This is a genomic window from Halomonas sp. MES3-P3E, assembly GCF_002836035.1.
GTDB classification, from domain to species: Bacteria; Pseudomonadota; Gammaproteobacteria; order Pseudomonadales; family Halomonadaceae; genus Vreelandella; species Vreelandella arctica.
This window is the reverse complement of the sequence record NZ_PJBT01000048.1, coordinates 1-9,737: the sequence shown is the minus strand read 5'-3', so window position 1 is coordinate 9,737 and position 9,737 is coordinate 1. Positions and strand designations below refer to the sequence as shown.

The following is a 9,737-nucleotide window of genomic DNA, read 5'->3' as shown; positions in this document are numbered from 1 at the left end:
GTGCCATGTTGATCATGCCGCCTAATCAAAAACTTGGATACTCTATATTACGGCAATGCGACATTTATTGTGCATAAACGACAGCTTTTGAATAAAGTCTTCTACTATAGTGCTATCGGCCAAAACGCTAAAATCTTCAGATATAAGCGATAAATAGCCAGTTACGTGCATTCAGCGGTTTCGGGAAGTAGACTAGCCAAACAACCATTTTGATATTCGGAACGATTCAGTGACCAAGCAACACTCCTTTGATCGCGAAGAACTGCTGGCCTGCTCACGCGGCGAGCTATTCGGCCCCGGTAATGCACAGCTCCCAGCGCCTAATATGCTGATGCTTGATCGCATTAAGCACATTCATGAAGAAGGCGGAGAGCATGGCAAGGGCGAACTGATCGCCGAGCTGGATATTAGCTCTAACTTGTGGTTCTTTGACTGCCACTTCCCTGGAGACCCCGTTATGCCTGGGTGTTTAGGTCTAGATGCCATGTGGCAGCTAGTCGGCTTCTATCTTGGCTGGTTAGGCCACCCAGGGCGCGGACGTGCACTCGGCTGTGGCGAGGTCAAGTTCAGCGGGCAGATCCTGCCAGATGCACAAAAAGTGACCTATAGTATTAATATTAAGCGTATTATTACCCGACGACTCATCTTGGGTATCGCCGACGGCACAGTATCCGTCGACGGACGCGACATTTATCAGGCTAATGATCTGCGCGTTGGCCTATTCACCTCCACTGCGAATTTCTGAACAGGAGGCTCCCATGCGACGAGTGGTAGTCACCGGCCTTGGCATTGTATCTTGCCTTGGCAACGACCAACGACAGGTCCTGGACGCGCTCAAAACTGGGCGTAGCGGTATTCGTTTTAAGGAAGAGTACGCCGAGCGTGGCTTCCGTAGCCATGTGGCTGGCAGCGTCGATATCGATCTTGACGCACTCATCGACCGCAAACTGCGCCGCTTTATGGGCGATGCAGCTGCCTACGCCTATGTTTCAATGGCCCAGGCCATTGAAGACGCGGGGCTCTCTGAGGAGCAAGTCTCCAACGAGAGGACAGGGCTTATTGCTGGCTCCGGCGGTGCTTCAAGCGCTAACCAAGTGGAAGCTGCCGACGTACTGCGTGAGAAAGGCCTGCGTCGCGTTGGCCCTTATCGCGTGACGCGGACAATGGGCAGCACCGTTTCCGCCTGTTTGGCGACACCCTTTAAAATCAAGGGCGTGAATTACTCCATCTCCTCTGCCTGTGCTACCTCAGCACACTGTATTGGTAGCGCGATGGAACAAATTCAGCTTAACAAGCAGGATGTAGTGTTTGCAGGTGGCGGTGAAGAGGAACACTGGACGCTCTCCTGCCTGTTTGATGCCATGGGCGCGCTCTCAACACACTATAACGATACCCCAGAGCAAGCCTCGCGCCCTTACGACAACGCCCGCGACGGTTTCGTGATTGCAGGCGGTGGCGGCATGCTGGTGTTGGAAGAGCTTGAGCACGCTAAAGCGCGTGGTGCCAAGATCTACGGCGAGTTAGTTGGCTACGGCGCCACCTCTGACGGCCACGATATGGTGGCTCCTTCAGGCGAAGGTGCTATGCGCTGCATGCATCAGGCAATGGCTACCGTAGAGGGTAAGATCGATTACATTAATACGCACGGTACCTCTACCCCCGTGGGCGATGTGGCCGAGCTAAAAGCAATACGTGAAGTGTTTGGTAATACGACACCCGCGATGAGCTCAACCAAATCGCTGACCGGTCACTCCCTTGGCGCTACCGGTGTACAGGAAGCGATCTATTCGCTGCTGATGATGCAACATAACTTTGTCGCTGCATCGGCGAATATCGCCAACTTGGATGAGCAGGCCGACGGCTTTGATATTGTCACCAAACGTCGAGATAACGTGACAATAGAGCGTGCCTTGTCTAATAGCTTCGGCTTTGGCGGCACTAATGCATGTTTAGTCTTCCAGCGCTTTAACGATTAACGCTGATAAGACAACAGGCATGCTGAAGACAACAATGGCGCCCAGTGGGCGCCATTGTTGCTTAATAGTCTAACTAGCTCGGTATATCGCGTCAGCTTTGACGAGTGGTAGGCCGCGGCACATCAGAAATTTCCTGTAACTGCGCTTCGATCCACACTTCCACTTCTGCGAGCACTTCATCGGGCATGCGCCCCGCCGTCTCAATAGGCTTACCGATACGCACCCGCAATACGCCTGGCCGCTTAACCCAGTGGCGCCCCGGCCAGCGCTCGCCAGCATTATGAGCCACCGGCAAGACCGGTACTCCCGCACGGCACGCCACCACGCTGCCACTTTTGTTATAGCGTTTACGGATACCCGGATCTACTCGCGTTCCTTCCGGAAAGATCAACACAGACATGCCGGTACCAAGACGTTCTACGCCTTGCGTAAGCACTTGCTTCATCGCCCGCGCCGGTTTAGAGCGATCCAAGCTGATCGGGCGGAGCAAACGTAATCCCCAGCCGAAGATAGGTAGGCGCAGCAATTCCCGTTTAAGGACGGTACACACTGGCGGCTTCATCACCTGCAGAAATACCGTTTCCCATTCACACTGGTGATTGGCTTGAATGACACAGGGGCCGCTGGGGAGATTTTCTCGCCCTTGTATGTCATAGCGGACGCCACAGGCAATACGAAACCACACCATCAAAAAGTAGTTATACAGATTGAGTAAGCGGTAGCGACCAGAGAGCGGAAGAAACGGCGCAATGGGTAAAAACAGAATGCCAATCATCAGCATGGCAAAAAAATAGCCAGCATAAAATACCAGGCTGCGAACCACATTTATCAAGCCGATGCTCCTGTATCGCTGACACGATTATTCTCACGGATTAAACACCACGCATCCAACATACGCCCAGCCTCTAACCGCCATGGCTTTTGATGGACACCAAAGACATCCAACACACGGCGACAATTTAAAACGCGCCGAAGCTTGGCATCATGATGGTGTTTAAGCGGCTGCACCTCACCGAGAGTAATCTGCTCACCGCGGCCTTCAAGATGGGTTAACAACTGGGTCCGCACCATGGAGGTAAAGGTAAAGGCGCTAACCGGCTCGGTGCCAGCGAGATGGTAGGCGCCCCACGCACCCGCCCCGCTGGCCTGCTGCTGTAACATACCAATCAGCGCCATGGCGACGGCATCCGCCGACGTCGGGCAAAAGATCACGTCTTCTGCTGCCCGCACTGGCTTCCCGAGCACTAAGTTACCGATGATGTCATTGAGCCACGCATGACTGCCTTCCAAAGCAAACAGCGGGCCTAGACGCACAATCAGATGCCTCTGATACTCCGCCCGTATACGGTCACCGGTTTGTACCAGACGGCGCAGGCTGTCGTCTCGTGGTGCAGGCACTACATGCTCATCAATAGGGACTTCCAGGCCATCTTCGTAGAGCTGATCAGACACACACCATACCAACGCTACATTTTGAGATAGGCAAGCATCTAAGCAGCTATCGACTGCATCCGCATGAGCAGTGACCTCCGCTGGCGCCATATTTAAGGGATGTGCCAACGGTGGAATAACCACTGCGTCAGGCGCAATCGCTTCAAGGCGCGACGGCGTGATGGTTGTCCCTTGCTCAATGACTAATTCTGTATCGGCGCGACGGCTTGCTTCCCGGGCCAGTGCCAAGCTTAAGCAGTGTCCGGCATCCAATATAAGCAATTTCAAGACGCTTTCCCCTTACTCACGCTCAGCTCTACACTATTGGGTGAATAGTGCACTTAAAACGGTATCTCGTCGTCAAAGTCGTCGAAGTTACCCGGGTCAGGTGCACCGTAGCTGCTGTTCTGCTGGTTGGGCGGCGGTGCTTGGTTGCCCTGCTGGGGCGCTGGCTGTGCGGGGCGAGGCTGCTGCGGGTTCTGCCCGTCTGGGTAGTTTCCGCCCTGAGGAGCACCGCCCTGCTGCGGATAACCGCCGCCTTGGTTATTGGGGGCCGGCGCGTTTTGGGGCGCATTCTGAGGAGCGTTCTGGGGATAGCTGTTTTGCCCGGCGCCTCCACCTTGGAAGTCACCACTGCGACCATCAAGCATTTGCATATCGTTGGCGACAATCTCTGTCGAATAGCGATCCTGGCCGTTTTGATCCTGCCACTTACGAGTTTGCAGGCGCCCTTCAATATAGACTTTGGAGCCTTTTTTCAGGTACTGCTGGGCAATTTCGGCGGTTTTATTGAACATTACCACGCGGTGCCATTCGGTGCGCTCTTGGCGCTGACCGCTCTGGCGATCCATCCAGGTATCGGTGGTCGCCAAGTTCAAGTTGGCCACGGCGGTACCGCTGGGTGTGAAACGCACCTCTGGATCCTGCCCGAGGTTGCCAATCAATATGACCTTGTTAATGCCGCGAGCCATAAGACGCTCCTTTAATAGCTGTCATGTAGAGTTTATTGCCAACCACCGTCACGCTTTTATCGGCCGGGCTGGGTTAAGATTTGGGTGGCGCCATCAGACGAGTTAACGCTGCCTGATCAAGCTGTTGACGGTTCACCTTTAAATAGACTAAACGCTCTTCCGGCACCACCATGACGTCTTCTACACCGACCACATCGGCTAAATGTTCCATCAATAGGTCGAGTGCGTCTGCCTGTGTCTCGTGCAGTGCCACCACTTCGCTGGAGAGCGGGGGTGGTGAAGGCATCCGCCACATGGCGATCCACCAGCATAGCGCAAGCCCTGCACAGCCAATAAAAACCGCGTTGAGGCCCCCATAATGCGCCAGTAAACCGCCTAGTGTACCGCCTAAAAAAGCGCCTAAAAATTGACTGGTGGAATACACGCCCATGGCGGTTCCTTTCGCGCCCGCTGGGGCCAGCTTACTGAGCATGGAAGGTAGCGTGGCTTCCAGCAAGTTAAAGCCGGTGAAGAACACAAACAACCAGACAAATAGCCAATAGCCCGGCGACAGTGGCAACCCCAGCCCCGCTAAGCTAATCACAATAGCGCCGATCGCCCCCAGGCACATCAACCGCATGCGTTGCTGCTTCTCGGCCACAATAATCAGCGGCACCATCGCCACAAACGATAGCGCCATAATGCCAAGATACGCCAGCCCGTGATACTCAATCACCACGCCAGCGTTCAATAGCCGAAAAGGCACCGCGACAAATATCGCCATCAGCACCAGATGCAGGGCAAAAATCGATAAATCCAACCGCCATAAATCGGGGCGGGTGATCACGCTTTTAAACTGCTGGCGATCCATACCTACATCACGGTGACGACGCCGCCGCGGCGCGGCAGGCACCCAGCGCCACAGTACCAGCAACCCTACCAGCGTCAGCAGCGCGGTAAACCAGAACACGCCAGCCAGCCCCGCCCAGGCGGCAAGCCATGGCCCCAGCACCATGGCAATGGCAAACGAAACGCCAATTGAAAGCCCAATGGTGGCCATGGCGGCAGTGCGGATTTCCTCACGGGTTTGATCCGCCAGTAGTGCCATAATCGCCGCGGCCACTGCGCCACCGCCCTGCAACGCTCGCCCGGCGATTACGCCAGCAATGCTATCGGAGAGCGCCGCGACCACGCTGCCGAGTGCAAAAATGACCAGCCCCATAGCGATAACTCGCTTGCGGCCAATGCGATCAGAGAGTAAGCCAAACGGGATTTGCAGCGTCGCCTGGGTCAACCCATAGATGCCCAGTGCGACGCCCACCAATAGCGGTGTCGCCCCCGCCAGCGTATCAGCGTAGAGCGCCAGCACGGGCAGCACCATGAACAGGCCCAGCATGCGAGACGCATAGAGCCCGGCCAAACCGCTGATCGCACGGCGTTCAGAAGCCAGCAATAGTGCGGAAACCTTGCGCATAATGCCCTTTTATATGGTGGATAAGCATGGGGTGAGTCAGCATGGATCGAGACAATCTGCCTATTCTAGCGGTTTGGGCTTGCGCTGGAAACGGCACGAGTTGCCGCAGGTTATGAAAGCCGTTTTGCCGGGAGGGGGCTTGCAAACGTATAATCGCGCTTTTGCCGCGCGATTCGAGGTGTTGATGGACAGCATTCTGGTCAGGGGTGCCCGCACCCACAACCTCAAGCAGATCGATGTGGAACTGCCCCGTAACAAGCTGATTGTGATTACCGGCCTCTCCGGCTCGGGTAAATCATCGTTGGCGTTTGACACGCTTTACGCCGAGGGGCAGCGCCGCTATGTGGAGTCACTCTCCACCTATGCGCGCCAGTTCCTGTCGATGATGGAAAAGCCCGATGTGGATCACATTGAAGGGCTTTCGCCTGCGATCTCTATTGAGCAGAAGTCCACCTCCCACAACCCACGCTCAACCGTGGGCACCATCACCGAAATTTACGACTACCTGCGCCTGCTGTTCGCCCGCGCAGGCACGCCCCGCTGCCCCGAGCACGGCGAAGACCTTGAAGCCCAGACTATCTCACAGATGGTTGATCAGGTGATGAACCTTGCCGAAGGCACCAAGCTGATGCTGCTGGCGCCGGTAGTCAAAGGGCGCAAGGGCGAACACTTGCAGCTTTTAGCAGAGCTGCGCGCCCAGGGCTTTGTGCGCGCGCTGATCGACGGCCAGGTGCTGGAGCTGGATGATATCGCCCCGCTGGATAAGCGCAAAAAGCACGATATTAGCGTCGTCGTTGACCGCTTCAAAGTGCGCGATGACCTCGCCCAGCGGCTGGCGGAGTCCTTTGAAACGGCGCTGAACCTCGCTGACGGCACCGCCATGATTCACTTTATGGACGGTGAGCGCGACGATATTGCCTTTTCGTCACGCTTTGCCTGCCCGGTATGTGGCTACTCGCTGGCAGAACTTGAGCCACGCATGTTTTCGTTCAACAACCCGGCGGGCGCCTGCCCCACCTGCGATGGGCTGGGCGTTCAGCAGTACTTCGACCCGGACAAGCTGATCAGCCACCCAGAGCTTTCGCTTGCCGAAGGCGTCATCAAAGGCTGGGATCGACGCAATATTTACTACTTTACCCAGCTCCAGGCGCTGGCCAAGCACTACCGCTTTGAGCTGGAAACGCCTTGGCAAGAGCTTGCCCGCCATGAGCGGGAGGTTATCTTAAACGGCAGCGGCGACGAGCAGATTCCGTTTGTCTACGTGGGCGACCGCGGCCGCAAAGTGACCCGTGAACACGCCTTTGAGGGCGTGCTGCCTAATATGCAGCGCCGCTATCGGGAAACCGAATCCAACATGGTGCGCGATGACCTGGTCAAATACATCGCGGTACAGCCCTGCGCCACCTGTAATGGCTCGCGGCTGCGCAAAGAGTCGCGCCATGTTTATGTGGATGACCACAATATCGCCGACATCGTCCGTTTCCCGATTGGCGAGGCTTGGCGCTACTTTGCTGATCTAACACTACCCGGCCGTAAAGGTGAAATTGCCGATAAAATCGTTCATGAAATTCACGCTCGGCTAGAGTTTTTGGTCAATGTGGGGCTGGATTACCTTAATCTGGAGCGCAGCGCCGACACGCTTTCTGGCGGCGAGGCCCAGCGTATCCGTCTGGCCAGCCAGATAGGCGCAGGCTTAGTCGGGGTCATGTACATTCTTGATGAGCCGTCGATTGGCTTGCACCAGCGCGATAATGACCGGCTGTTGAAAACCCTTGAGCGGCTGCGCGATTTGGGCAATACCGTGATTGTGGTAGAGCACGATGAAGATGCTATTCGTGCCGCCGACCACGTGCTGGATATCGGCCCCGGTGCAGGCGTCCACGGTGGTGAAATCGTCGCCCAGGGCACGCCCCAGGACATAATGGATAATGCCAACTCGCTGACCGGCCAGTATCTTTCCGGCACACGGGAAATCGCCGTACCGCCCTACCGCATTCCCGGCAATCCAGAAAAGCAATTAGTGCTACGCGGCGCCACCGGCAATAACCTGCAGGACGTGACGCTAACGTTGCCGCTGGGGCTGTTTATCGCCATTACCGGCGTTTCGGGCTCGGGTAAATCGACGTTGATCAACGGCACGCTAATGCCGATTGCGGCTCGCGAGCTAAACCGCGCGACCACGCTGACCGCCGCACCTTATGAAAAAATCGAAGGGCTCGATCAACTCGATAAAGTCATCGATATTGACCAGAGTCCGATTGGGCGAACCCCACGCTCCAACCCGGCTACCTATACCGGTATTTTCACACCGATCCGCGAGCTATTTGCGGGCACCCAGGAAGCGCGTTCGCGGGGCTACAAGCCCGGCCGTTTCAGCTTTAACGTGAAAGGCGGGCGCTGCGAGGCGTGCCAGGGGGAAGGCATGATCAAGGTGGAGATGCACTTTCTACCCGATATCTATGTGCCCTGCGACGTCTGTAAAGGCAAGCGCTATAACCGTGAAACGCTGGATATTCACTACAAAGGCAAAACGATCCACGAAGTGCTGACCATGACCGTGGAAGACGCGCTGGAATTCTTCAGCCCAGTGCCCGCTATTGCCCGTCGTTTGCAAACCTTGCTCGACGTGGGGCTTTCCTACATCCGCCTGGGGCAAAGCGCTACCACCCTGTCGGGCGGCGAAGCGCAGCGGGTGAAACTCGCCCGTGAGTTAGCCAAGCGTGATACCGGCAAAACGCTGTATATTCTCGATGAGCCAACCACCGGCCTGCATTTTGAAGATATTCGCCAATTGCTGACGGTGCTCCACCGCCTGCGCGATCATGGCAACACTATCGTAGTGATTGAGCACAATCTTGATGTGATCAAAACGGCCGATTGGATTGTCGATCTCGGCCCCGAAGGGGGCTCAGGTGGCGGTCAGATTATCGCTGAAGGCACGCCGGAGCAGCTCGCAAAACAGAAAGTCTCGCATACCGGGCATTTCTTAGCGCCGCTACTAGCGCGTGGCAAACGAGCAACCAAGCGATAACCTTTAGGTCTTTTTTCGGAGTTGGGCGCGCACGCGCGCCCCTGAGTAAAGGAGCCCACTGCCCTATGTATTGAACAACGCAGTAAGCCGCCTTATTGTGTATTGCGACGAGCAGCTAATAGTTAGTTATATTAAGTAAACCTCTCTTAGAGGGATAGGCCATGAACGAAGAAAAAAGCTGTATTATCAAGCACTTCAGTCACTATTGCTCGTTGAAGGAGGAGGAAAAAAAATTACTCCTCTCGCTTGAAGAGAGTCCAAGCACTATAAAATCTGGCACGATCCTATGGGAAATGGGCGATGCGGCCAATGAGTTCTGCACGCTAAAAAGTGGCTGGGCCTTCTCCTACCGCCACTTAGAAAATGGTGATCGGCAGATTCTGGAAGTGTTTTTGCCGGGTGACATTATTGGTCTGCGCGAGTTTGCCTTCTCCGAGCGCCTAGAGAATGTGCGCATGATTGATGATGGTGTGGTTTGCCACTTCCCGCATAAACGTATGCTGGATATTTTCCGTCAGTCGCTCCCCCTTACATCGGTGATGTTTGCTATTGGTAGCCGCCAACAGGCGCTGATGACCGAGCGGCTGGTCACCTTGGCAAGACGCAGTGCCCGCCAGAAAATGGCGCATTTTCTCTACGAGATGTATTTGCGGCTACGCCAAACTAATACCGATATTAGTAATCAGTTTCGCCTACCCCTCTCTCAAGAGCAGTTGGCCGATGTACTTGGCCTGAGCCCCGTGCACGTAAGCCGAACGTTTACCGCCCTCAGTGAAAGCGAGTTAGTATTCCGTGATCGTCATCACCTAACCATTCCGGACTTAGCGGCATTATGTGCCGAAGGCCAATTTGATGACTGTTATCTCACCGACAAC

Annotated in this window: 8 protein-coding genes; 4 read left to right on the top strand and 4 right to left on the bottom strand. The window is 55.4% G+C overall.

What is annotated here, in order from left to right; translation table 11 throughout:
• Positions 1-229 precede the first annotated feature (229 nt).
• Positions 230-745, top strand: coding sequence for a 3-hydroxyacyl-[acyl-carrier-protein] dehydratase FabA (gene fabA, locus CXF87_RS10765; RefSeq protein WP_008959204.1), 516 nt, complete (start codon positions 230-232; stop codon positions 743-745).
• A gap of 13 nt (positions 746-758) precedes the next feature.
• Complete coding sequence (fabB, locus tag CXF87_RS10760) at positions 759-1,976, top strand: beta-ketoacyl-ACP synthase I (RefSeq protein WP_101146646.1); 1,218 nt, start codon at positions 759-761, stop codon at positions 1,974-1,976.
• 91 nt (positions 1,977-2,067) lie between these two features.
• On the opposite strand, the gene CXF87_RS10755 is transcribed toward fabB, so the two are convergent.
• The 4 genes from CXF87_RS10755 to CXF87_RS10740 all read right to left on the bottom strand — a co-directional run bounded on the left by CXF87_RS10755 (position 2,068) and on the right by CXF87_RS10740 (position 5,831).
• Complete coding sequence (locus CXF87_RS10755; RefSeq protein ID WP_101146645.1) at positions 2,068-2,808, bottom strand: lysophospholipid acyltransferase family protein; 741 nt, start codon at positions 2,806-2,808, stop codon at positions 2,068-2,070.
• Positions 2,805-3,695: a sugar nucleotide-binding protein gene (locus CXF87_RS10750; RefSeq protein ID WP_101146644.1), complete on the bottom strand. Its 891-nt coding sequence runs from the start codon at positions 3,693-3,695 to the stop codon at positions 2,805-2,807. Before CXF87_RS10750 ends, CXF87_RS10755 begins: the two co-directional genes overlap by 4 nt.
• Positions 3,696-3,748: 53 nt before the next feature.
• Entirely contained in the window at positions 3,749-4,378 is a 630-nt protein-coding gene (gene ssb / locus CXF87_RS10745; protein ID WP_101146643.1) for a single-stranded DNA-binding protein, read from the bottom strand.
• A 73-nt stretch (positions 4,379-4,451) separates the two neighbouring features.
• On the bottom strand, positions 4,452-5,831 hold the full coding sequence (locus CXF87_RS10740; RefSeq protein WP_101146642.1) for an MFS transporter: 1,380 nt from the start codon (positions 5,829-5,831) through the stop codon (positions 4,452-4,454).
• Between the two features lie 184 nt (positions 5,832-6,015).
• On the opposite strand from CXF87_RS10740, the gene uvrA reads away from it, so the two are divergent.
• Together uvrA and CXF87_RS10730 are read left to right on the top strand one after the other, a co-directional pair.
• Positions 6,016-8,862 (top strand): excinuclease ABC subunit UvrA, encoded by a 2,847-nt coding sequence (uvrA, locus tag CXF87_RS10735; protein WP_008959210.1) that lies wholly within the window; start codon positions 6,016-6,018, stop codon positions 8,860-8,862.
• 161 nt (positions 8,863-9,023) lie between these two features.
• The coding region (locus tag CXF87_RS10730) for a Crp/Fnr family transcriptional regulator (RefSeq protein WP_101146641.1) at positions 9,024-9,737 on the top strand (714 nt) is incomplete at its 3' end.